Annotated in this window: 22 protein-coding genes; 7 read left to right on the top strand and 15 right to left on the bottom strand. The window is 67.1% G+C overall.

Annotated elements, in window-relative coordinates; all coding sequences use genetic code 11:
- Positions 1-52: 52 nt before the first annotated feature.
- Entirely contained in the window at positions 53-688 is a 636-nt protein-coding gene (locus tag CCK87_RS03445; protein WP_086460359.1) for an NADPH-dependent F420 reductase, read from the bottom strand.
- Positions 689-743: 55 nt separating this feature from the next.
- On the bottom strand, positions 744-1700 hold the full coding sequence (locus CCK87_RS03450; protein WP_086460067.1) for a nucleoside hydrolase: 957 nt from the start codon (positions 1698-1700) through the stop codon (positions 744-746).
- A 100-nt stretch (positions 1701-1800) separates the two neighbouring features.
- Between CCK87_RS03450 and CCK87_RS03455 the strand changes: the two genes are divergently transcribed.
- Positions 1801-2115: a nucleoside triphosphate pyrophosphohydrolase gene (locus CCK87_RS03455; RefSeq protein WP_212638183.1), complete on the top strand. Its 315-nt coding sequence runs from the start codon at positions 1801-1803 to the stop codon at positions 2113-2115.
- Here the strand turns inward: CCK87_RS03455 and CCK87_RS03460 are convergent.
- On the bottom strand, positions 2103-2723 hold the full coding sequence (locus CCK87_RS03460; RefSeq protein ID WP_086460068.1) for a nucleotidyltransferase family protein: 621 nt from the start codon (positions 2721-2723) through the stop codon (positions 2103-2105). The genes CCK87_RS03455 and CCK87_RS03460 overlap by 13 nt on opposite strands.
- A gap of 96 nt (positions 2724-2819) precedes the next feature.
- Between CCK87_RS03460 and uraD the strand changes: the two genes are divergently transcribed.
- Both uraD and uraH read left to right on the top strand, forming a co-directional pair.
- Positions 2820-3323: a 2-oxo-4-hydroxy-4-carboxy-5-ureidoimidazoline decarboxylase gene (gene uraD, locus CCK87_RS03465; protein ID WP_086460069.1), complete on the top strand. Its 504-nt coding sequence runs from the start codon at positions 2820-2822 to the stop codon at positions 3321-3323.
- Entirely contained in the window at positions 3320-3664 is a 345-nt protein-coding gene (gene uraH / locus CCK87_RS03470) for a hydroxyisourate hydrolase (protein ID WP_086460070.1), read from the top strand. Before uraD ends, uraH begins: the two co-directional genes overlap by 4 nt.
- Before the next feature lie 104 nt (positions 3665-3768).
- Here uraH and CCK87_RS03475 read toward each other — a convergent pair whose 3' ends face one another.
- Genes CCK87_RS03475 through allB form a run of 3 tightly spaced genes read right to left on the bottom strand, consistent with a single transcriptional unit; the run spans position 3769 to position 7512 of the window.
- Positions 3769-5175 carry an amidohydrolase family protein gene (locus CCK87_RS03475; protein WP_249273684.1) on the bottom strand — a complete coding sequence of 469 codons (1407 nt, stop codon included), beginning with the start codon at positions 5173-5175 and terminating at the stop codon, positions 3769-3771.
- 7 nt (positions 5176-5182) lie between these two features.
- Positions 5183-6103, bottom strand: coding sequence for a factor-independent urate hydroxylase (gene pucL / locus CCK87_RS03480; protein ID WP_086460072.1), 921 nt, complete (start codon positions 6101-6103; stop codon positions 5183-5185).
- Between the two features lie 47 nt (positions 6104-6150).
- A complete protein-coding gene (allB, locus tag CCK87_RS03485; RefSeq protein ID WP_086460073.1) occupies positions 6151-7512 on the bottom strand; it encodes an allantoinase AllB in 1362 nt (453 codons plus the stop codon).
- A gap of 177 nt (positions 7513-7689) precedes the next feature.
- Between allB and CCK87_RS03490 the strand changes: the two genes are divergently transcribed.
- The gene (locus CCK87_RS03490) at positions 7690-8733 is read left to right on the top strand and encodes a methylenetetrahydrofolate reductase C-terminal domain-containing protein (RefSeq protein WP_140162759.1); all 1044 of its coding nucleotides are present in this window, start codon (positions 7690-7692) and stop codon (positions 8731-8733) included.
- 40 nt (positions 8734-8773) lie between these two features.
- Here the strand turns inward: CCK87_RS03490 and CCK87_RS03495 are convergent, their stop codons facing one another.
- Positions 8774-10021 carry a citrate synthase gene (locus tag CCK87_RS03495; protein WP_086460075.1) on the bottom strand — a complete coding sequence of 416 codons (1248 nt, stop codon included), beginning with the start codon at positions 10019-10021 and terminating at the stop codon, positions 8774-8776.
- Between the two features lie 103 nt (positions 10022-10124).
- On the opposite strand from CCK87_RS03495, the gene CCK87_RS03500 reads away from it, so the two are divergent.
- Positions 10125-11288: a citrate/2-methylcitrate synthase gene (locus CCK87_RS03500; RefSeq protein WP_170927125.1), complete on the top strand. Its 1164-nt coding sequence runs from the start codon at positions 10125-10127 to the stop codon at positions 11286-11288.
- A 24-nt stretch (positions 11289-11312) separates the two neighbouring features.
- On the opposite strand, the gene CCK87_RS03505 is transcribed toward CCK87_RS03500, so the two are convergent.
- The 7 genes from CCK87_RS03505 to CCK87_RS03535 all read right to left on the bottom strand — a co-directional run bounded on the left by CCK87_RS03505 (position 11313) and on the right by CCK87_RS03535 (position 18352).
- Positions 11313-11912, bottom strand: a complete 600-nt coding sequence (locus CCK87_RS03505; RefSeq protein WP_086460077.1) for a pyridoxamine 5'-phosphate oxidase family protein — start codon at positions 11910-11912, stop codon at positions 11313-11315.
- Complete coding sequence (locus CCK87_RS03510) at positions 11909-12736, bottom strand: creatininase family protein (protein ID WP_086460078.1); 828 nt, start codon at positions 12734-12736, stop codon at positions 11909-11911. Before CCK87_RS03510 ends, CCK87_RS03505 begins: the two co-directional genes overlap by 4 nt.
- The gene (locus CCK87_RS03515) at positions 12733-14052 is read right to left on the bottom strand and encodes an FAD-binding oxidoreductase (protein WP_086460079.1); all 1320 of its coding nucleotides are present in this window, start codon (positions 14050-14052) and stop codon (positions 12733-12735) included. The genes CCK87_RS03510 and CCK87_RS03515 overlap by 4 nt, the downstream gene beginning before the upstream one ends.
- A 114-nt stretch (positions 14053-14166) precedes the next feature.
- Positions 14167-15342, bottom strand: coding sequence for a nitrate ABC transporter substrate-binding protein (locus tag CCK87_RS03520; RefSeq protein WP_086460080.1), 1176 nt, complete (start codon positions 15340-15342; stop codon positions 14167-14169).
- Positions 15343-15441: 99 nt separating this feature from the next.
- Positions 15442-16311 carry an ABC transporter permease gene (locus tag CCK87_RS03525; protein WP_249273685.1) on the bottom strand — a complete coding sequence of 290 codons (870 nt, stop codon included), beginning with the start codon at positions 16309-16311 and terminating at the stop codon, positions 15442-15444.
- Entirely contained in the window at positions 16308-17078 is a 771-nt protein-coding gene (locus CCK87_RS03530) for an ABC transporter ATP-binding protein (RefSeq protein WP_086460361.1), read from the bottom strand. The genes CCK87_RS03525 and CCK87_RS03530 overlap by 4 nt, the downstream gene beginning before the upstream one ends.
- A gap of 8 nt (positions 17079-17086) precedes the next feature.
- Complete coding sequence (locus tag CCK87_RS03535) at positions 17087-18352, bottom strand: amidohydrolase family protein (RefSeq protein WP_086460362.1); 1266 nt, start codon at positions 18350-18352, stop codon at positions 17087-17089.
- 206 nt (positions 18353-18558) lie between these two features.
- Here CCK87_RS03535 and CCK87_RS03540 point away from each other — a divergent pair, with 206 nt between their 5' ends.
- Positions 18559-19527, top strand: a complete 969-nt coding sequence (locus CCK87_RS03540; protein WP_086460081.1) for a PDR/VanB family oxidoreductase — start codon at positions 18559-18561, stop codon at positions 19525-19527.
- 7 nt (positions 19528-19534) lie between these two features.
- On the opposite strand, the gene CCK87_RS03545 is transcribed toward CCK87_RS03540, so the two are convergent.
- Positions 19535-20851, bottom strand: coding sequence for an amidohydrolase family protein (locus tag CCK87_RS03545; protein WP_086460082.1), 1317 nt, complete (start codon positions 20849-20851; stop codon positions 19535-19537).
- An 88-nt stretch (positions 20852-20939) separates the two neighbouring features.
- Here CCK87_RS03545 and CCK87_RS03550 point away from each other — a divergent pair, with 88 nt between their 5' ends.
- Positions 20940-22067 carry an XdhC/CoxI family protein gene (locus tag CCK87_RS03550; RefSeq protein ID WP_086460083.1) on the top strand — a complete coding sequence of 376 codons (1128 nt, stop codon included), beginning with the start codon at positions 20940-20942 and terminating at the stop codon, positions 22065-22067.
- Positions 22068-22082 lie beyond the last annotated feature (15 nt).

Here is a 22082-nt window from a genome sequence, read left to right on the forward strand (position 1 = left end):
ATAGAGCGGCGGATGCTCGAATCTCCTCCCGTTCGGAGGCCAGAGGCTGTGATCAGCGGGTCGCGGCGGCCAGCATGTCGGTGATCTCCGCAACGGTTCCACGCGGTCCGTAGGCGGGGGTGCCGGGCTCGACGCGCCAGCTGTTTGCGAGGGACCCGTCGTCGACGACATCGAAGCCGAAGCCGTCGATGAGGCTGGTCACGATGGTCTTTGCGTCGCCGTTGTCACCCGAGATCACGAGCGCGCGGCGATTCTCGGTTCCGCGTGCCTGTGCCTCCGAGGTGAGCTTCGCTGCCTCGATGTGGTTGAACGCCTTGACGACCTTCGAGGTGGGCAAGTGCTTCTGCAACAGTGCAGCCGAGGTGGTCGACGTGGAGTCGAGTTCGGCGATGTTGCCGTCGCGCTCCGGGTAGTAGTTGTTCGTATCGATGACGATCTTGCCGGCCAGGGGCTCGACGGGAACGGACTCGTATGCCTTCAGCGGGATCGTCACGATGACGAGGTCTCCGGCGGTAGCAGCCTCTTCGGCCGTGGCGGCGCGAGCCTTCGGTCCGAGTTCGTCGACGAGATCGCTCAGCGTCTCCGGCCCGCGGGAGTTGCTGATGACCACGTCGTAACCGCTGGCGACGCTGAGTCGCGCGAGCTGGCTGCCGATGTGTCCGGCTCCGATGAGGCCGATGGTCGTGATTCCTGGAATAGTCATGCTGGCTCCAACGTGCAGACCCGGCCGTCGATTCCCGTTGTCAGGCGAAGCTCAGCAGCCGGTCCATCAGCAGGGGAGCGTACGGGCGGTCGACCGCGAGCACGACGCGCACGTGCGCTCCACTCTGCGGCGGGTAGCCGTTGTAGAGGCCGCGCATGTCGCAGATCGTCTGTCCGCGCCCTGGCCCGTCTGTCGCATCCACCGTCACCCGCACGAGCGGGGCGAGGGTCGGAACGACCTCGCCCGTGCTGATCGCCACGGCCAGTGGATCGTGGAGCGCGGAGCAGGGACGCCCGAAGACCGAGACGTAGAAGTCGAAGTAGATGCCGAGCATCTCGGCGAGCATCGGCGCGACTGTGCTGGGCGCCGAGCGCAGCCGCTCGAGATCGCCAGCCTCGATGAGCTGCTCCATGGTGGCGTCGAGTCCGACCATTGTGATGGTCCAGGGCGCGTCGAATACGAGCTCGGCGGCGTGCGGGTCGTTGATGATGTTCGCCTCGGCGACGGGGGAGGCGTTTCCGGGCACTAGCGCGGCGCCACCCATGATCGTGAGATCCCCGATGAGCTCGGGGAGCCGCGGCTCGAGTTCGAGCGCGAGTGCCAGATTGGTCAACGGGCCGATGGCGATCAGCCGCAGCTCGCCCGGATACTTATGCGCCATGCGCACGATGAACTCGGCACCGGATTCGGCGAGCGGGTCGACGTGCGACGCGGGCAACTCGACGCCGCCGATGCCGTTGTCGCCGTGGATGTGCGGCACTCCGCCGTCGTACTCCGCCATGCGGAAGTGATGCGCGCCGATGGCGACGGGCACGTCGGTGCGTCCGGCAGCGGCGAGCAACCGCAGTGTGTTGTCGGCTGCCTGCGCGGCCGAGGTATTGCCCGACACGGTCGAGACGCCCACGAGGTTCACCTCGTCATCGCTCAGCAGGTGGAACAGCGCGAGTGCATCATCGACCCCGGTGTCGCAGTCGAGCAGGTAGGGGCGTGCGGGCATGGCGGTCCTCCGTGGAGTCGAGCAGGGGTTCACTCGATTATGGCGCGCCCGGTACGAGTCTCAGACAGCGAACTGACCCTCACGGTTGCAGAATGACGGGATGGGAAAACTCATTCGTGACCGTGTTCCTGACATCGTGCGCGAGGGGGGCCATCACATCGCGGTGCGGGAGTTGGCGGCGGACGAGTATGCGGCCGCACTGCGCGCGAAGCTCCTCGAGGAAGCGCGCGAGGCGCACGATGCCGCCGGTCGAGCCGCGCTGCTCGAGGAGCTGGCAGATCTCGCCGAGGTGGCTCTCGCGCTGGCCCAACACGAGGGCATCACCGAGGCGGAGATCCTGAACCAGCGAGCGGCCAAGAACCGCAGTCACGGCACTTTCGACGGCAGGCTGTTCTCCACGTCCTACCGCTCGTGAGTGTCGTCGCGCGAGTCGACGTCCCTGCCGTCGCCGAAGTCTGAGCAGTCGATCAGCCGAGCCCTGTGCTGCACGAGGTACGGGCGGGCACCGATGTCGCCGGTCACGCTCTCGGACAGCGCGTTCCAGTGTGCGCGGCCGATGACCACCGGATGCCCAGGGCGACCCGAGAATGTGGCTTGGCGCAGGGTGTCGCGACCCACGGCATCCGGCTCGGGCGCGATCAGACGCCGTACCTCGGCCGAGCCGAGCGACGGCACGTCGACCGTCACGATAGCGACGGCGTCGGCCTCGTGCGCGAGGGCCTCGGCGGCGGCCAACCCACTGCGGAGTGATGCCGCCATACCCGAGCGCCAACCGTCGGCACGCACGACCTGCACGGTGTCTGCGTCTGGGAAGGAGCGCCGGAGCAGGGCTTCGGCTTCGTCGGCGCGTGCACCGAGAACGACGAGCACGGGCGAGCAGCCACCGCCGAGCAAGGCGCGCACGGCATTGGCGAGCCACGACGTGTCGTCGGCCGATTCGACGAGAGCCTTCGGTGTGCCGAATCGGCTACCGGCACCCGCCGCGAGGACGACCCCGGCAACCGATGCGTGGGCTGTAGACATGGCCTCATCGTAGGCCCGGCTGACGGTGCCTCCGAATAGAATCGGGGTGTCGCCCGCGCACCACGGCGGGGGCGAACAGTGCCCGAAAGGCCGGTCATGAACGATCACTCTGCCGACCACCTGCGCGTCGACCTGCGCGCCTGCCTCGCGGTTCCGCGCTGGATCGACGAGGTCGCCAATCAGGCGCCCTTCGCGTCAGTCGACGACCTGCTCGAGGCCGGTCGTGCCGCCGCGAATCCGCTGACCCGCGATGAAGTCGAGCAGGCGCTCGCCGATCACCCGCGCATCGGCGACAAGCCCGTCGGCGAGGGTGCAGCGCAGACCTTCTCTCGCTCGGAGCAGGAGTCGCTGGGCGACGACGACGCCGAGACAGCGGCGGCCATCGCCGAGGGCAACGCGATCTACGAGAAGAGATTCGACCGGGTCTTCCTCATCCGCGCCGCGGGGCGTAGCCGAGCCGAGATCCTCGCCGAGCTGAACCGACGCATCCGCCTCGACGACGACGAGGAGTTCGCCATCGTCGAGCAGCAGCTGAGGGAGATCGCCCTTCTCCGCCTCGAGAAGACGTTCACCGAGCGTGGCATCGAGCCTGCCGAATGAGCGGCCGCAGCCACATCACCAGCCACGTTCTCGACGCGGCGACGGGAACGCCCGCGGCCGGAGTGCCGGTCATCCTGTCGCAGCTCGACGGTGACGTGTGGCGAGTGCTCGCCGAAGCGGTGACGGATGCCGATGGCCGCGTCTCGCAGTTCGGCCCCGAGAGCGTACCGGTCGGCCGCTACAGGGTCACCTTCGATACACAGGCGTACTTCGCCTCGATCGGGCAGTCGGCGTTCTACCCCGAGGTGCAGGTGGTGTTCGAACTGGCAGATGGCGAGGCGCACTATCACGTGCCCCTTCTGCTGAGCCCGTTCGCCTATTCGACGTACCGGGGCAGCTGACGTCTGGGCCGAGCGCGCCGTTATCGGGTGAACGCGCGCTCCCTGACGGCGCTCTCGCCCGGTAAAGGCGCGCTCGGCGAGAGGCTGCGCTGACAGCGGGCGAACTACTCGGGCGCCACCACTCGCTTGCCCTGCACGTAGACGCCCGCGATCGCCGGCTCGCGCAGTCCCATGAGCAGCGCGAACAGTTCGCGCTCGGTGTCTGCCCGCTCATCCTCTGAGCGCACGCGCCCCTCGAGCAGCATCGACAGCGGCTCCCAGCGCTCGGGGTCGATCAGCAAGAAGTCCGCGTCCTTGCCCACGTCGAGGTTGCCGAAGCGCTCCTCCATGTCGAGCGCCCGAGCCCCGGCGAGGGTGCCGGTGAACAGCAGCTCTGCCGAATGGAGCGACACGCTCGCGTCGTCGGGCTCGCTGATGTGCACCTTGAACGCGTCGTTCAGCACCCGCGAGATGAGCCACTCATCACCCGCGCCCACGTCGCTTCCGAGCGCGACTGTTACGCCAGAGTCCGTCGTGCGCTTCCACGGCATCGTGCCCGATCCGAGAAACTGCTGCGACGTCGGGCAGTGTGCGATCGACGATCCGGTCTCCGCGAGCCGAGACAGCTCGGCGGACGTGCAGTGCACCGCGTGCGCGAAGATGCTGCGCCGACCGAGCAGTGACGAACCGCCCACCTCGGACCCTCGCAGAAACCGCCCGTCGTACGTGTCGAGGTAGCTCGTCGTCTCATAGACCGCCTTCACCGCGGCGATCTCTCCGCCCACGACGCTGTCGTTCTCGCTGAGGTGGCTGTGGAAGTACACGCCAGAGGAACGCACCTCGTCGTACAGCTCGCCGAGCGCGCGCAGGGTCTCCCGCGTCACCGACAGGCTGAACCGGGGCACGATCGCGACCTGGATGCGCGCTGTCGCTGCGTCGCCGGTGTCGACGGCGTGCCACCGCTCGATCTCGTCACGCACCAGAGCGAGCGCCTCGGCCTCGCCGGTGATCAAGGCACTCGCCGACTCCGGTCCCACGGTCTGGATGCCGCGGCCCGACACGACGCGCAGCCCGGCATCCCGCGTGGTGCGGAAGAGGGCATCCTGAGCGTGCGGAAACGCGGAGCCGAAGACCATGGCGGCTGTCGTTCCGACGGCGACGCGGCGACGGGTGAAGTCGCGCGCGATGCGCTCGGCGAAGTCGGGGTCGGCGAGCCGCGATTCGGCCGGAAAGATGCAGTTGTCGAGCCACTCCAGTAGCTGGCCGCCGCCGTAGGAGTCGGTGGAGTACGTCTGCGGAAAGTGCAGGTGCGCGTCGACGAAGCCCGGCACGATGTATCCGCCCCGGTTGTCGACGACGGATGCGCCATCGAACGTCGGCGGCAGGTCTCGGGCCGCGCCGATCCATTCGATCGTGCCGGCGTCGGATACGACCAGCGCGCCGTCGGGAAGCGACGCGAGGTGCTCGCGCGCATCGGCAACGGTGGGGGAGCCTGCGACGTGAAAGATGTGGCCGAGGTAGGTGGTGCTCACGGGGTGTCTACGCGAGGTTCGCCGCGGGCGTCCACGCGGGGCCGGCATCCGGTGCGTCGTCGCGCATGACGGTGGCCTGGATGAGCCCGTAGGGGCGGTCGTCGGCGTGGAAGACCTCGTTGTTGTTCTCGACCCCGAAGGTCTCGAGGTTGTAGAGGAAGTGATGTTTGTTGGGCGCCGAGAACTTGATCTCGGCGATGAACGCATACTCCTCGAGCACAGCCTTGCCCATCTCATAGAGCGTCTGCTGCAGGGCCAGCGACTGGATGGTCGCGAACTTCTTGATGAGGATGCGCTTCACTCCGGCGTAGACGTCGTTCCAGTCGATGTCCTCCCACGCGACTCCGGTCCCGGCGAAGCGCCACTGCGCGACGAGGGCGGTGGCCATCACACGATCGGTGGTGGGCTCGAGCAAGGTGTACTCGTCTTTGAGGAAGCCGTGGAACTCGCTGCCCGTCGACTTGAGGATGACCAGGTCTTTGAGGCCGCCGATGACCCAGGTCTTCTGCTCGGCTCCCTTTCCCTCGACCGTGATGGAGGCGGTGCGCACCTCCTGCCCCAGGCGCACGAAGGTGTGCTCGTGCTCCTCGCCGTCGACGACGGCGTGCTCCCAGGCATACTCCTCGATCTCGACGCGCGCGCCCTCGACCGGAACGACATCGTCGACGAAGTGCCGAGCCAGCTCGAGGCCGTATGCCTCGATCGAGGAGACACCCTTCTCTTTGGCATAGGAGTACGCGGTCTGCTTCTGCGTGTCGGTGGGCAGCACCTGTGACTGGTCGCCCACGAGGTGGGCCGCAGAGAAATCTCCGCGCAGGGCCGTCGACACGTTCAGGTCGCGGATCTCATGGCGTGCGGAGTCGCGCGTGATGCGCACCACGCGGTTCTCTGCCTTGCCGTACTGATTGGGTCCGAGAACGATGGCCATGGTGTGCTCCTGCGGTCGAAAAGGGTGAGTAGAGGTCGGTTGTCGCGTCAGACGCGCGCGAGCAGCCGGCCGGTGGGTGTGGATGCGGACGCCTCGGCGACCGCGCCGCTCGTGTAGACCGGCACGCCGGCCAGCCACGTGACGGCGACCAGGCCGGTCAGCTCGGATCCGTCGAAGGCCGAGACCTTGTTCTTGTGCAGCAGTGTGTCGGCGCTCGCGGTGAACGTGGCGTCGGGCGCGAAGGCCACGAGGTCGGCGGCGGCGCCCACCTCGATGCGGCCCTTCTGCGGGAGCCCGGCGAAGCGGGCCGTCTTGGTAGACATCCAATCGACGACCGTCTCGAGCGGGATGCCGCGCGCGCGGGCGCCCGTCCACACGGCGCTGAAGCTGAGCTGGAGGCCCGAGATGCCGCCCCAGGCGAGTTCGAAGTCGCCGCCGTGGGCGAACTTGAGCTCCTTGGTCGAGGGGGAGTGGTCGGAGGCGACGATGTCGATGAGCCCCGACTCGAGCGCCTGCCAGAGCAGCTCGCGGTTGCCCGCGTCGCGGATCGGAGGGCAGCACTTGAATTGCGTGCCTCCGTCGGGAATGCCCTCGGCCGAGAAGCTCAGGTAGTGCGGGCAGGTCTCGACCGTGATCGGAAGCCCCTCGGCCTTGGCCGCCTCGATCTGCGGAAGCGCGCGGGCGCTCGAGAGATGCAGAATGTGGGCTCGCACTCCGGTGACGCGCACCGCCTCGATCACATGCGCGATCGCGTCTTCCTCGGCGAGGTCGGGGCGACTGGCCACGAAGTCGAGGTATCCGGTGCCGCCGTGGCTATCGCTCTTGTCGAGCACGGCGGGATCTTCGGCGTGAACGATGAGCAGACCGCCGAACTCCGAGATCTCGAGGGCGGCGGCGAAGAGCTGCTCGGTCTCGAGGTGGGGGAACTCGTCGACGCCGGAGGGCGACAGGAACGCTTTGAAGCCGAACGCTCCGGCGTCGTGCACCTGCTTCAGCGATCCGAGACTCGACGGGATCGCGCCGCCCCAGAACCCTACGTCGACCGTGGCCTGCGGGCCAGCCGCCTGGCGCTTGAGCTCCAGCGCCTCGACCGTGGTGGTCGGCGGGATGCTGTTCAGAGGCATGTCGATGATGGTGGTCACTCCGCCCGCGGCAGCCGCGCGGGTTGCGCTGGCGAAGCCCTCCCAGTCTGTGCGGCCGGGTTCGTTCACGTGCACGTGGGTGTCGACGATGCCCGGAATGAGAACCTGGTCGCCGGGCAGCGTGACGGTCTCTGCGGCGTCGAACGACGCATCCAGGTCTGCGATTGCGACGATCACGCCGCCAGCCGTGGCGACCGACGCGGAGCGGAACTCGCCATCGATCAGTACCCTCTCGGCCTTCACGACCAGGTCGTAGCTGTCTGGCATGGCGTCGTCGTCTCCTTGGTTCTTCGGCGGTCGTATCGACGAATCAAGCCTAGTGATGGGGTGTCCACCGCCGAGGCAGGTTCGGAAACACCCGTGTTACACGCCGGAGCTAACATGAAATATTCGCATCACCGCTGATGAAACATCTGCAGTGTGCGACCGGTCGGAAGGACCTTCGTGGAATCGCTTCTCAGCCCTGCGGCCGCGCACGCCGGATGCCCGAAAAGCATGGAGTACGGGCCGTGCGGCGGAGTCGGATTCGACGGGAGCTGCGAAGTCGGAGATTTCCGCTGCGTCTTCCTCGACGACCCTCTCGTGACATGGCACGGCGGCGCTTCGGCCGAGCCCGAGGTCGTGCCGCGCTCATCCGGCGCCGTCGAGATGATGGCGTTGATGAAGGCCAGGCCGATCGTCGTGGCCGACTTTCCGGCCAAGGCTATGGATGCCGAGTCGTTGGCAGAGTGCGCGGCCCTGCTCGCCGGCCCCGTCGATGCTGCGCTGGCCGGCGACGTCGGTCATGCGCGGGTGCAGTTCTCGCCGAGCTACCGGGCGTCGCTCATCCGCGCTGCGGGCCTGCAGGTCTGGACGGGTATCAACTGCCGCGACCGCAATCGCGTCGCGATCGAGGGCGAGCTCGCGGGGCTCGCGCACATCGGAGTCGCCGGGGTGCACTGCGTGACCGGCGACCACACGCTGCTCGGCGGGCGCCCCGATGCGGCACCTGTCTTCGATCTCGACTCGACTCAGGTCGCAGCGTTGGCGCGTGCCGCGGGCCACTTGGTATCGGTGGGGGAGTCGCCGACGACGCCGCCCGTCGAGTTGCGCGCCGCCCGGCTGCTCGAGAAGACCCGCGCGGGTGCCGATGTCTGTTTCGTGAATCACTGTGGTGGCGTGGATGCCGTGGGCCGGTTCGTGCGCGAATCGCACGACGTCGGAGTCACGGCCGGGTTCATCCCGTGTGTGCCGATGGTGACGGATCATTCGAGCGCGCGGCTGCTGCAGTCGTTCCCGTCGCTCGTGCTGCCCGAGGGATATCTGGAGCGCATCCTGTCGGCTGCGGATCCGCGCGAGGAGGGCATCAGCGCGTCAGTCGAGTTGAGCCTGCAGCTGCTCGAGATCGAGGGAGTCGCCGGGGTGAATCTGTCGGGCGGGGCGGGCGTCGGCCGCGAGGCGGAGTTCGCGATCGCGCTCGCGGAGACGGCCCAGCGCCTGGCTCTCTGACGTGCGGTGGCGTTTGTGCCCGTGCCTCGTGCCGATCGTTTCAGTTGTCCATGTGCGCCGCTGTTCGGCCCACGTAACGCGACTCGGGCCGCAGCCGGAGTGGCGGTTCGGCGTACTCGGCAACGATGTGCGCAATCCACCCCACGGTCCGTCCGAGGGCGAAGATCGCCTGCCCGGAATCCGGGCGGAGACCGCGCGAGACGGCGAGCGCAGCCAGGGCGAGGTCGATGTTCGCGATCCGGGTCGTGCGGGCGCGCACCACGCTGATCACCTGACGTGCAGCGTCGACTCCTGCGCTGTACGACGGTTCAGCATCCATCAGCGCGAACAAGTGCTGGGCGCGCGGATCGCGCTGCGAGTAGAGCACGTGGCCGAAGCCCGGGATGCCGGTCGTGCTCGACATCTGCCGGCGCAGGGCTGCCTCGGGGGAGTGATGGAGGAGAACGTCAGAGAGCAGATCGACGGCGAGGATGCTCGCGCCTCCGTGCAGGACACTGTTGAACGCGCCCAGGGCAGCACCGATTGCGGAGTAGGGATCCGCCCTCGCCGAGGCTGCGACCCGTGCCGCGAACGTCGACGCCGCCAGGTCGTGGTCGAGCGACAAGACGAGGGCCGCGTTCACGATGCGCAGGTCTGCTGGTGTCGCCGGCTCCGCCGAGAGCTTCGACCACAGCCGTGTCGCGAGGGGCGAATTCCGTTGCGGCTCGGTGCCGAGGCTGGGCAGACAGTCGACCATCGCGGCGAGAATCCGCCGGCCGGCAGAGAGCACGGTGTGGGGAGCGAGATCGTCGCGCAGGGGATCCTCAGATCCGGCGACCGTCACTGCGAGCGCCATTCGATCGATGAGTCGTGCGTGCGACCCCAGAACCTCTGCCGTCTGCACGAGCCGTCGGTGAAGCTCGTCTCCTACGGCGTAGTCGTTGGTGGTCTGCGTCAGGTTGCCGCCCCAGAAGAGCTCCGCCGCCTCCTCCAGGGAAAAGCGTCGGGCAAGGTCGGTTGCTCGGCGCCCTCGAAAGAACAACTCGTCGTTCTCGATCAAGGTGAGGTCGGAGTCGAGCACCATCAGCGGCCGGCCTGCCATGGTCGAGCTATCGGCTCGGTCGCTCGATGGTCGACGCGATCTCGCGGCTGCGAGCGCCTCGACCTCGAGTGCATCGAAGACCGATCCGCCCGTCTCGCTGCGCACGCTCGAGAGCAAGCCGCGAGAGACGTAGGCGTAGACAGTCGCTCTCTTGACCCCTAACCGTGCGGAAGCCTGCGCTGCCGTCAGCCCGGGAAGGGTCTCCATGGTTCGCTTTCGTGACGGGTTGATCGGATCAACATTGACTTGTCGAAAATCAATGTTGCTGGTGATGTGAACGTATCAACGACACGAGACGAAGGGAACAGCCATGCAATCGGCCTCTCGAATGGACAGCTCCCTCATCGATGTGCCCCGGGGACTGACAAACGTCGTCGTCGCCGAGACGACTCTCAGCGATGTGCGCGGCACGGAGGGCTTCTATCACTACCGGCAGTATTCGGCGACGGAGCTCGCCACGACACGGTCGGTAGAAGATGTGTGGCGGCTGCTGCTCGACGGACAGTTGCCCACTCGCGACGAGAGCCTGCAATTCGCGCAGGAAGTGCATGACGCGGCGCAGATCTCGTCCCATCTGCACGACGTGATTCGTGTCGCCGGTCGAGGGTCTCTCACCGATCCGCTTGCGACACTGCGAATGGCGCTGACCGCCGAGGGTCTCGACCGCGGCGTGCGGCCACTCTTCGATCTCTCTCCGGCGGACCGCCGTCGTGACCTCATCGCGCTGGCGGCGAAGACGCCGGTCATCATCGCCGCGATCAGCCGGATGGCTGCGGGAGAGCTGCCGCTCGACCCGAGGCCGGAGCTGGGGTATGTGGCCAATTACCTCTACATGATCCGCGGCAGCGAGGCATCGCCTCTGCAGGTGTCCGCACTCTCCTCCTATCTCGTCGCCGCCATCGATCACGGATTCAACGCATCGACGTTCACGGCCCGCGTCATCGCATCCACGGGGGCAGATGCCGCTGCCTGCCTCGTCGGAGCCCTCGGCGCATTGTCCGGACCGCTGCACGGTGGTGCGCCGAGCCGTGCTCTCGACGCGCTCGACGCCATCGGAACGGTGGAGAACGTCGATGCGTGGGTGGCCGAAAGGATCGCGGCGAACGAACGAATCATGGGATTCGGGCATCCTGTCTACCGAACCGAGGATCCGCGCTCCGCGATGCTGAAAGAGGTGGCATGCCGCTTCGGCGGTGCCCGGGTAGAACTGGCCATCCGTGTCGAGGAGCGCATCCCGGTGCTGCTCGAACAGCTGAAGCCGGGCAGACAGCTGCACACGAATCTCGAATGGTTCGCCGCGATAGTGATGGAGCTGTGTGAGCTGCCTCGGGAACTCTTCACCTCGACCTTCGCGGCCGCGCGAGTGCTCGGCTGGACCGCGAACGTGCTGGAGCAGTCTGCCGACTCGAAGATCATCCGCCCATCTGCCCGCTACGTGGGACCCGAGGCGCCGGTTCCGGTTCCTGCACCCTGAGAGAGGCTCTTCACGACGCCGACGCTACCCGGGCAAAATTTGCCTGGCCCAGCTTTCGTCGTCGGTCAGCATGTACTCGGTCCGACGGCTGGCTGCTCGCGGGTTTCCCTCCCAGAAGGTGAGCCGCGTGGGCTCGATCACGAACCCGAGCCACGTATCCGGGGCAGTCAGGGTGCCGTCCGGGTGAGCGGCCTCGAAGGCCGCCCACTTCTCTTCCTGCTCGCGCGTGGGCAGCAGCGCGAACTCGGGGGTATTGAGCCATGCGAGCAGCTGCAGATACCGAGACCGTCGAGCGTAGGCGGAGGCTTCCTCGTCGGGCGAGGCGCGTCGAGCGACACCCTGCACGGTCAACTGCCGCAGGTCAGCCGGCCATGCGATCGAGAACGCCACCTCGGGGTGAGCCTCCACATCGGCAACCTTGCGCGAACGTGAATCCGTGTGCACGAAGAACCCGCTTCGATCGAAATCGCTGAGCAACACGCTGCGCGCATCCGGTCGCCCGTCGGTGTCGACGGTGGCCAGCGAGATGAGTGGTCGCGCGTGGTCGTCATTGGCCGGAAGCCAGCCCGTCAAGACCGCGAACGCCTCGTCGGGGATGAGCGCCCCAGAGCGGGGAACACTCACGCCGACGGCCCCGCCGGGTCGAAGCGTGCGATCTCGGCGAACGCGGCAGCGGCCTGCTCCACGGAGTGCTCGAAGAGTTCTGCCCCGTACGCCGCGTTGGCCGCGGTCGGGTCACCGAGAACGCCGTCGGTTCCGAAGTCGTTCGACAGCCAGCCGAACGACACGGGCTTCTTGAACCCGATGTGCTCGTAGTCGGCCAGGTGCTCGGGAACACTGCGCTGAGCCAGTGAGAGATCGACGAGGTCGGGTCGGATGTGCATGATCAGCGACGTCTCGCTGTGGCCGCCGTGGATGCCGAGTCCCAGCTCGTCGGGTCCGTCGCCCGTGCCGTCTGCCATCGGCGGCACGATAGGCCCGAGCAGAAAGGTCTGCAACCCGAAGCGGCGGCGCAGCTCGCGGCATGCGACCTGCAGCAACGCGAGGTTTCCTCCGTGGCCGTTGAAGAACGCCACCTTGTTCGCGGGGGTGGCGGCGATCGAGTTGCCCAGGTCGACGATGGTGTTCATCATCGTCTCCCAGGTGAGCCACATGGTTCCGGATGCCCAGTGGTGCTCGTCGCTCTTGGTGTACGCCAGGGTCGGCAGAATCCACGCGTCGACACCCTGCGATGCGGCGCGCTCGACGGCGGCGTTCGCGATCGCATCCGCCAGCAGGTAGTCGGTCATCAGAGGAAGGTGCGACCCGTGGTGCTCGATCGCCCCCGTAGGAATGACGACGACGGAGTCGGCGTCGAGCGCCGCGGTCGCGGCCGGCCCAGACAGCTCGACGAGTTTGCGCGTTCCGAGGTCGTTCACGACGGGATCGCCCGCGTGGGCGCCACTCATGAACCTGCTCCGGCAGCAGTCTTTCCCTGCAGCTTGCCGGGATTCAGCAGCCCGCGCGGATCGGTGCTCTCGGCGAGAGCGAGAGTGCGCTCGACCTCGTGGTCGACGAACCAGACGTGCGGGTTGTGTACGCCGACGCCGATCGCAGCGAGCTTGTCGAAGCCCTCGTAGACTTTCTCGGCACTCTCGTAGATGCCCGCCAGCATGCCGATCGGGCGGTTCTTCTGAGCCTCGATGTGCAGCATGCCGCCGGGGTACACGGCGTGCACCTCGTCGATGCGGTCGACGAGCGCGTCGCCGGCGACCTCGATGTGAAAGTACTTGCCCGGGTCGCTCTTCTGCAGCCACTCGATGGGGTGGTTGTACGAGATCATGCTCAGCTTCATGGCGGTCTGCGGGCCCTCGCGCACCTCTTCTACGCGGCCTCCCGCGGCTTCGATGAGGGCTGTCGCGGCGGGGACGGCCGCGATGTCGATGATGGCGCGAAGGCTCGCGCGGTCTTTGGGGATGCCCGGGTCGGCGGGCAGCGCATTGGCGAGTACCGGCAGATCGGCAGAGACAAGGCGCGGAGTCGGCTCGAGTTGCCCGATCTCGCGAATGACGGAGATGGCCTCGGAGAAGGTGTCGAAGCTGGCGAACAGACCCCGCCAGTCCTGCAGAGGCTCGAGCGCGATGGTCGCCTGGGCGATGATGCCCGCCGTGCCGTAGGTGTGCACATACGGCTGCGCGTCGTCGCCGTCGACGTGCACGAGCCGCGCATCCGGGGTGGCGTGAACGACGTCGAGAGCGAGAACGAAGCCCTCGTGGTTGGAGCCGTGGGCGATCGATCCGGTGCCGCCCGAGCCACCCGAGAGGAAGCCGCCGATGGAGGACTGTGCCGTCGAGGGGTACATGAGGATCTGCTGGCCCGACTCGCGGGCGGCCTGTTCGATCGTGACGATCGGGGTGCCGGCCAACGCTGTGAGGAACCCGTCGCCGACCTCGACGACGCCCCGCAGCTTCGACAGGTCGAGCACGAGACCGTTCTCGATCGGAATGGCCTGGCCGTAATTGCCGGTTCCCTTGCCGCGAGGAGTGATTCCCACGCCGTGACGAACGGCCGCGGCGACCACCTCGGCCACCTGTTCCGCCGTCGTCGGGAACGCCACGATGTCGGCGAGACCAAGCGGAAGCTGCTCGGTGATGATCGGCGACAGGTACGAGCCGTCGGCCGAGGCCTTCTCACGGGCGCGGAGTTCGGTGGTCACGCCGCGCTCACCCAGAATCGCGCTGAGTTCTGTAGCGAGGGATGCGATGGGCTCGGTCAGGTCGGTCATGGTGCGGGTCCTTAGATGGTGCCGAATGATGATGGCCCATCATCGGCCGCCTGTCGCTCACTCGAGGTATGCGCCAGGCGACCGATGAAGGGCCGACGGTTTTGCAGCTACGTGTTACTTCAGGCCGATGGTCTGATCGATGAACTCGTTGGTGAAGAGGTCGGAGGTCTTCAGACCCTCAGCCGGGGGAGTGCCGAGCTTGGTGAAGATCGGCGTATCGATGTCGAGGACCTTCTGAACGCGAGCCTCGTCGAAGTCGCCGATGTAGGCGTTGTCTCCGTTGCTGACCAGGCCGAGCTTCTTCATCGTGTCGACCGAGTAGTCGGCCACGCCCTCGTCGTAGACCCATCCGGTATCGAACTGGTCGACGAGGTCGAGGATGAGCTTGTTCGTCGCGGCGGGGTCGGCGAAGTAGTCGACCTCTGCCTGCTGCAGAACGGGCACGAGCTTGGTGAGGCAGGGCGAGAGCTTCTCGAGATCAGCGGAGCGCACCGAGACGGCCGCTGCGTAGATCGGGTAGCCGGCGTCGTGGATCAGCTGGTACGCGACCGGCTTCTTCCATGCGTCGACCTCGTTCTCGTAGATGTAGGGTTCGGCGCTCGCGAAGCCCTGCTGCGCGTCTTTGCCCTGCGCGGTCACGAAGTTGGCGGGCGTTCCGTCGTAACCGCCGTCTGCCTGGGCTTCGGGAACGATTCCCGCGCCCTTGAGGTACTCCATATAGGCCGCTCCGCCGAAGTACTTGATGATGGCGCCGGCCTTCGCGAGATCGGCGATGGTCTTCACGTCGGGGTACGTCTTCGGATCCCACATGATCATCTGCGGGTTGATCTCGAGCGGAGCGAAGACGGCCGTGGTGGGCATGTCGGCCGAGAGCTGGATCGCCTCGTCGGTGTTCGCGTAGCCGAGGGTGATGCTGTCGTCGGTGTACATCTGCGAGGTCACGGTCTGAAAGCCGATCGCGGGGCCGCCGGAGCGCACTTCGAGGTTCACTCCCGTGTATTCGCCCTTCGAGTAGAGGGGCCCCGAGACGCTCTTGTTGCCTGCGTCGACCACGGCATCGTCACCGAACATGGAGTACAGGTGGCCGTGCTCCGCCTCCGGGTTCCAGTCGGTCTGGATCGTGATGGTCGCGGGGCATCCGGCAGCAGCGAGGTCGACCGAGCCGATCTTGAGATCTTTGGCTGCGTCGGTTGCGGTGTCGGTTCCGCCGGCCGAGCAGCCGGTGAGGACGAGTGCCGTTGAGGCGAGAAGGCCCGCGGCCATGAGTGACCTCGATCGAGTGATGCGCATTTCATCTCCTTGTGTGATGTGCAGGGTGCGAAGCGGTTCCGTGCGGTGAAGGGTGCTGCTGTGAAACGGATGGGTCGGGTATCGCCGACCACCGGTGACCTACTTGCTGTAGTCGTACCAGCGGCCCACGGCGAGCTTGCCCAGCCAGCCGAAGACGAGAAAGACCACGACGCCGAAGAGCGAGGCGACGATGATGGCGGCGAACAGTTCGGGGCCCTGCACTCGGGACTGGTAGTTGCTGATCAGCGACCCGAGGCCGGGCTCGCCACGGCGGAAGAAGAAGTCGCCCACGATGGCGCCGACGACCGCGAGTCCGGCCGAGATGCGCATTCCGGCGAAGATCGCCGGGAGTGCGGCGGGAAACTCGAGCTTCTGAAGGACGGTCCAGCGACTGGCCTTCTGCAGCTGGAACAGCTCCCGCTGGCCCTTGTCGACCGACTGCAACCCGAAGAGCGTGTTCGACACGATCGGGAACAGCGAGATCATGACGCAGACGATCACGCGGGCGGGAAAGTCGAAGCCGAACCAGAAACCGATGAGCGGCACGAGCGCCAGAATCGGAATGCACTGAAGGATGACGGCGTACGGAAAGAGGGATCGCTCTATCCAGCGGGCCTGACTCATGGCGACAGCCCAGACGAAGCCGATGACGATCGCGATCGCGAGCCCGGTGAGGGCGACTCCCGCCGAACGTCCCAGCGCCCCCATGATGTCGCCCAAGACCTTCGGGTCGAGGAACGCCTCTTCGATGATCACGTGGGGTGCGGGAACCAGGAACGAGCGAGCCGGGTCGAGCAGCACATAGCTGACGAAGTACCAGATCGCGAGGATCACGATGAAGACGATCACGGGCGGCACCCACGAGGGGAATCGGCCGCCGCGTCGCTTCGGCATATCGGATGCGCGGGACATGGTGCGGATCTTGGGGTTCGTGGCGACCGGCCCGGTCGGTGGAGCGGTCGTGGTCACGAGTGTCCCTTTCTGAGCGCGTGCGAGACCTCGCCGGCGAGTTCGGCGAACTCGGGGGTGAAACGGATCTCGGGATCGCGCGGGTACGCGAAGGGAACGTCGAAGGTCTCGACAATCTTGCCCGGGCGGCCCGACATCACGACGACTCTGGTCGAGAGGTAGACGGCCTCCGACACCGAGTGGGTGATGAAGAGCCCGGCGAACTGCTGCTCGGTGAAGAGCTTGATCAGCTCGTCGTTGAGGCGCTCGCGTGTGATCTCGTCGAGGGCGCCGAACGGCTCGTCGAAGAGAAAGAGCTCGGGGTCGAGTGTCAGCGACCGCGCCAGGGAAGCGCGCATGCGCATTCCACCCGAGAGCGTCCTGGGCAGTTGCTTCTCGAAGCCGGCGAGTCCCACGAGTTCGATGGCCTTCGCTGCCTCGGCGACTCGTTTTTTCTTGGGGATGCCGTTCAGCTCGGCGAGCAGCTCGACATTGGCCTGCACGGTTCGCCACGGCAGGAGCGTCGCGTCTTGGAAGACGTAGCCGATGCGCTTGGTGGCGACATTCGTCTCGCCCGCCGTCGCTGGAGTGAGCCCGGAGGCGATGCGCAGAAGCGTGGACTTGCCGCATCCTGACGGCCCGACGACGGTGACGAATTCGCCCTTCTTCACCGTGAGATCGACGCCGGAGAGCGCTGTCGTGCCGTTGGGGAACGTCATGGCGACGTCGGAGAAATGGAGAAGCTCGGTCGTCGTCGTCTCGGCAGGAGGTTCTGTCGTCAGGGTCATCGGGCTCATCACCTCTTTTCGAGAAGGAGTTCGGCCGGCTCGATGGACCGAGTCGGAAGGGCAATGTGGTGCGTGACCTCGCTGAAGGCGACGAGGCGCCCCGCGTGGATCACGTACCGGTCGGCGGGCGCGTTCGCGACCACATCCGCGAGATTTGCGCCGCGAACGGCGAGCAGCTCGGCCTTCGCGCCGACGGATACGCCGGCGGGCTCGAGATTCATGACCGAGCGGGCCCCCTCGCTGACCGCGGCATAGGCCTCGGGCACAGTGAGATGCCCGGCGGTCACGAGCAGAGATGCGGTTTCGAGGGCATCGCTGCGGCCCACCGGGTTGAACGGGTCACGCACATTGTCGGCGCCCGCACCCAACCGAACCCCGGCATCCAGAAGCCTGCGAACGGCCGTGAGGCCGCGCGGCGTCGATACCGGATGCTGCCAGCCCTGCAGATAGAGATTGGTGATGGGCAGCGTCACGATGCCGATGTCGCTGGCGAGAACCTCGTCGATGATGCGATCGAGTTCGTCGAGGTCGAGAGTTCCGAGGCGCACGCAGTGACCGGCCGTGACCGGCATCGACTCGGGCCAGTCACGCACGGTGCGAGCCAGCTCGGCGAGCGTGTACCCGCCCGTGAGACTCTCGTCGGTGTGGATGTCGACGCCCATGCCGCGACGCGCAGCAATGGCGAGCAGGCGCTGCAGATCGGCGCTCTGATCGTCGGCGAGGTGGGGTGCGCCACCCACGAGGTCGACTCCGAGATCGAGTGCCGCTTCGACATCGGCGCTGGGGATGGCCGGCCCGGCGAGGGCGGCGAGTTCGATGTGCATCAGGTCGCGCAGCTCGTCGCGTACCTGAACCAGCGCCTGGACACCGCGCAACGGAGAGTCGCCCGAGAGGACGTCGACGTGGCAGCGAATGGCGGTCGTGCCATTCTGCAGAAGCATGAGCGCGGCGCGACGAGCGCGGTCTGCGATGGACTCGACCGTCATCGTGGCCGAGTAGTCCTTCCACGATTCGATGGCCAGGCCGAGGTCGCCCATGGGCGGATCGATCAGGTCCCACGACAGCGCCTTGTCGAGGTGTGCGTGTGGTTCGGCGGGCGCGGTGAGCAGAACGAAGCCGGTGAGATCGAGGGTCTCGGATGCGGCTGCGGAACTCGCGCTGCCCGCTGGCCTCACACTGGCGACGGTGTCGCCCGTGATCTCGACATCGACGACGGAGCCATCGTCGAGAGTCGCGGAGCGGAGGAGAGAGACGGCCCTCGGCAATGCGCTCATTGTGTGCCCTCCGATGAACTTCTTGGGGCCCACGCCGGCCGGTTACGTGTCCACTCTAAGCAGTGGATATTTCGGACACGTAACACGAACATTTCCTCGCATGACGATCCGAGGAATGCTCGACGTCAGTGATCGAAGTGTGTCTTCGTCAAGGGTACTGTCACAGTGAACGAAGCAGCATCTTCTCACTGAAAGCCACCATCCCCATGACCCTCCACCTCTCTGAGATCGACGCCGTCGTGAGTCGCATCACCGATGTCGCCGACGGTGTGAAGACGATCGAGTTCCGCGCCGTCGACGGATCGGAACTTCCCTCGTGGACTCCGGGCGCGCACCTCGACGTGGTCGTGCGCGAGGGAGTCGAGCGGCAGTACTCCCTCTGTGGAGACCCGGCCTACAGGCGCTCGTATCGCATCGGGGTGCTGCTCGACGACAACGGGCGCGGCGGCTCACGCGCGATGCATACGGAGCTCTCCGTCGGAAGCAGGGTGCGTCTGCGCGGACCGCTCAACCACTTCGAGCTCGTGCCCGCCGAGAGCTACCTCTTCATCGCCGGGGGCATCGGAATCACGCCGTTGATCCCCATGATCCACTCCGCCGACGAAGCGGGAGCCTCCTGGTCTCTCGCCTATGCTGGTCGGTCGCGGCGCACGATGGCCTTCCTCGGTGAGTTAGAGGCTCTGTTCGGCGGTCGGGTGCGCGCGTTCGCGGCCGATTCCGACGAGGGCGAGGTGAGTCGAATGGATGTCGCGGCGCTCGTCGCAGAGGCCGCCGACGGAACCCTCGTCTACTGTTGCGGCCCGGCCCGCCTTCTCGCCGCCGTCGAAGACGCATGCGCCTCGCTGCCGCACGGCAGCCTGCACCTCGAGCGATTCGAGGCCCGAGACGCGGGAGCGCCCGTGCTCGACGACTCGTTCGAAGTCGAACTCACGCTGTCGGGGGAGACCCTCACGGTGCCACCCGACAGATCGATCCTCGATGTCGTCGAAGGGTCCGGAGTGCTCGTTCTCTCGTCGTGTCGGGAGGGAACGTGCGGAACCTGCGAGACGCCCGTCGTCTCGGGCGAGGTGGATCATCGCGATTCGGTGCTGACCCCCGACGAGCAGGCCGACAACGAGGTCATGATGATCTGCGTGTCTCGGGCGGCCTGCCCGCGCCTGGTGCTCGAGCTCTGACACCGACTCAGACGGTTCTCGCGGCGAGAAGCGTCGTGAGCGCTGCGGCCAGGTCTCGCTGGTCGTGGCCGACGAGCTCGTAGTCGCGCACGACCACGCGTCCGCCCACGACGACGTGCTTCGGGCGGCGACCGGGGCTGGCCCACAGCAAGCCCGCGACGGGATCCGCGACACCGGCATCGGCCACGCCGGAGACGTCCCAGACGCACAGATCTGCTGCGGCGCCGTGGCGCAGATGCCCCAGCTCTTCGCGCCCGAGTCCGAGCGCCGAACCCTCGCTCGCCATGCCGAGAACCTCGCGTGCGGCGAGAGGGCGCCCGACCAGAGGGGCGACCTGCATGGCGAGACGCGCGTCGGCCAGCAGATGGCCCGCATCATTGCTGCCTCCCCCACTCGTGCCGAGCCCGACGGAGATACCGGCCTCGCGGAGCGCGGCGACAGGGGCGATTCCCCACCCCATCGGCAGATCGCAGCCGGGCGCGTGAGTCGCGGTGATACCGGCGGATGCGAGCCGCGCGATCTCCTCGGGCGTGACGGCACAGAGATGGGCGATGGTGACATCGGGTGCGAGCCACCCCCACTCATCGAGCAGGTCGATCGGGCGCCGGCCGTACTTCTCGAGCGCGATCGCCACGTCGACCTGCTCGTTGGCCTGGGTTCGCCGGCGCAGTCCGTGCCGGTCGGCCACCTCGGCGAGCAATCGGAACGTCTGCTCGCTGTCGCTGTGCACTCCGGCCGGTCCGACGGCCAGCTGCAGCATCCCGTCGTTCGAGATGCCGGCGTCGCCGTGCGGCACGAGCGCGCTGACGATGCGCTCCGCTGACAGCGCGGCTTCCTCGGGGTCGTCGCGAGCCGAGCCACGTACGAAGACGAGTCTGCCGCCCAGTTCCGCGGCGGCCGACGCCGTGGCGCGCGCGATGCCCATATCGTCACAGCCCGCGGGCCACGTGAGGTGGTGGTCTGCGACGGTCGTGACCCCCGAGAGCAGACCCTCGGCGACGCCGACGAGCGCGGCAGCGCGTGCCAGCTCAGGATCGATTCCGACGCGGGCGTATGCCGCCGCCATCGTCGGCAGCCAGTCGCTCATAGCGACCCCGCGTGTGCCGGGCAGTGTTCGGAACGCGCTCTGCAGCAGGTGGTGGTGAGCGTTCACGAGACCCGGCGTCACGACGCAGCCGGACGCATCCAGAACGTCGACCTCATCGCTCTCGCCGGTTGCCGCCACGGCCCCGGAGACCACGACTCCGTCGGCCAGGGCGAGATCGTTTGCGCTCTCGTTGGTCTCGTCGATCATCGTTGTGACGGCATTGTTGATGAGGAGCATTGACCAGTTCTAGCACCTCCGTGTGTCAGGATTGTGTCAGTCGAGGTGAGGCTTTATCGCCGTTCTCGAAGTCGAAAGTGACGTTCCCATGCTCGATATCGCGGCAGACCTGCTCGAGGCCCTCGGCGCGGGTCGGCGTATCGCAGTCGCGACCGTCACGACCGTGGATGGCTCGGCCCCGCGAGCTCTTGGCACCTCGATGGCGGTCGACGATCAGGGGCGCGTGCTCGGCAGCATCTCGGGCGGATGCGTCGAGGGGGCCGTCTACCAGGCTGCCGAGGGGGTGCTCGAGACGGGCGTTCCCGTTCTCGCGGAGTTCGGCTTCACCGAAGGCGACGCCTTCGAGGCGGGGCTGAGCTGCGGCGGGCGTATCGAGGTCTTCGTGCACGAGGTCACGATGGGCGGCGCCCGCGGCGCGCTCGACGCGCGAGTGGTGCACGAACTCGAGGCGACGCGCGATGGCCGCCCGGCCGGTGTCGCCATAGTCGTCGCCGGTCGGGCCGCGGGCACGGTGATCGCGGCGACGGCGTCGGCGCCCGAGGTCGAACGCGACGGGCTCGATTCCGCCGCCGTGCAGCGCATCCTGCACGAACTGACGGCGCGGGTGTCGTCGGGGGTGTCGGGCACGCTCGATGTCGACTGTGACGACGAGGCGCTGCGAGTGCTGTTCGTCGTGGCCGCCACGGCCCCACGCATGATCATCTTCGGGGCGGTCGACTTCTCTGCGGCGCTTGCCGATGCCAGCCATCTGCTCGGTTACCACGTGACCGTGTGCGACGCGCGGCCTCTGTTCGCCACGCCTCAGCGCTTTCCTTCCGCCGATGAGGTCGTCGTCGCCTGGCCGAGCGAGTATCTCCGCTCTACCCTCACCGATTCGCGCACCGTGATCTGTGTGCTCACTCACGACGAGAAGTTCGATGTTCCTCTGCTCGAGCTGGCGCTGCGCCTGCCGGTCGCCTTCGTCGGGGCGATGGCGTCGCGCAGCACCCACGAGCGGCGCATCAACGCTCTCGAGAAGGCGGGTCTCGGCGCAGAGGAGCTCGCCAGACTGCACTCGCCGATCGGGCTCGACCTCGGCGGAAGCACCCCGCAGGAGACGGCGGTGTCGATCCTCGCCGAGGTCATCGCGACGCGCACCGGGGCGGGCGGGGCGTCGCTGCGGTCGCTGTCGGGCCCCATTCACCGCAAGGCGGCGATTCGAGTCGCAGGCTCGTAGCCTCGAGCGCGGGAG

The organism is Agreia sp. VKM Ac-1783 (genome assembly GCF_900177765.1).
Lineage (GTDB): Bacteria > Actinomycetota > Actinomycetes > Actinomycetales > Microbacteriaceae > Agreia.